This window comes from Streptomyces sp. SID13666, from assembly GCF_010548325.1.
Lineage (GTDB): Bacteria > Actinomycetota > Actinomycetes > Streptomycetales > Streptomycetaceae > Actinacidiphila > Actinacidiphila fildesensis.
In genome coordinates this window covers 1-1,021 of sequence record NZ_JAAGLX010000123.1, presented here as the reverse complement: position 1 = coordinate 1,021, position 1,021 = coordinate 1, and the positions used below count along the sequence as shown (strand labels likewise).

Annotated in this window: 1 tRNA gene and 1 pseudogene; both read right to left on the bottom strand. The window is 74.0% G+C overall.

What is annotated here, in order from left to right:
- Window positions 1-411 (bottom strand): annotated as a pseudogene (locus G3I60_RS43660) (hypothetical protein); the annotation flags it as partial.
- A gap of 249 nt (window positions 412-660) precedes the next feature.
- A tRNA-Met gene (locus G3I60_RS43655) sits at window positions 661-734 on the bottom strand.
- Window positions 735-1,021: the final 287 nt, after the last annotated feature.

Here is a 1,021-nt window from a genome sequence, read left to right as displayed (position 1 = left end):
TACGGCGGGCACCCAGTCGACCGTGCGCAGGGCCAGCGCCGCCGCGGCCAGCGGCCCGCCGACCCCGGTCAGCGCCTCCACCGCGGCCTGCCGGACGTGACCGTCGCGGTCCAGCGAGGCCAGCAGCAAGCGCAGCGGATCGGTGCCGCCAGGGCGGAGCGGCACCGACGGGGCGCCCCGGGCGCGGGCGCGGCGGTCCAGATGGGGCAGCAGCTCGGGAGGGGACCGCAGCAGCGCGTCGAGCGCCGCGGCACGGTCGTAGGGGAGGCCGCTGTCCACCGCGGCCCGCAGGGCGTCCAGCAGTGCCTCGACGGTCTCCGGCCGGCCGGTCACGGCCGCCCGGCACAACCCGCTCCAGCGTTCCGCGTCGAGCACCGTGGCCGGCGCCGGCCCGTCACGCCGTCGCAGCACGGTCCGCCCAAACCGTCCGCGCAGCAACCCCGCCTCCTCGCACCGCGTAGAAGACCAGGATCGCGCCGGTGGGGAAGGCTTCCAAGGATGTTTGCGCGCTTTTGCCCGAACGATGTCCGAGGCACTACTCCGGGAGGCTCCCGGACGCTCCAGGGCTGCGTACCAGGGCTACGTACCAGGACCGCGCAGCAGGGGGAACGACGAAGGCCCGGTTCCTGATTTCTCAGGAACCGGGCCTTCGTACTGAAGTAGCGGGGACAGGATTTGAACCTGCGACCTCTGGGTTATGAGCCCAGCGAGCTACCGAGCTGCTCCACCCCGCGCCGTTGTGTCCTCAATGTAGACCAGATGCGCTGAGCAGTGCAAATCAGTTCCCTTGCGGGCAAGGAGCGCGGGCAGCGACCGGGCCGGAGCCCGGCCGGGGCGGCCCTGCGACGCCGCGACCTACGCCGTGAGCTCGTGCTTCACGGCGTCGGTGAGCCGTGCGGCGCGCTCGGCGACCTCGGCAGGACCGCACTCGACCGCCCGCGCGCACCAGCCCTGGGCCTCGGCCAGCTCGCCGTGCCGGGCGGCGAGCAGCGCCATCCGCAGCGCCGCGCGGCCGTGGCCG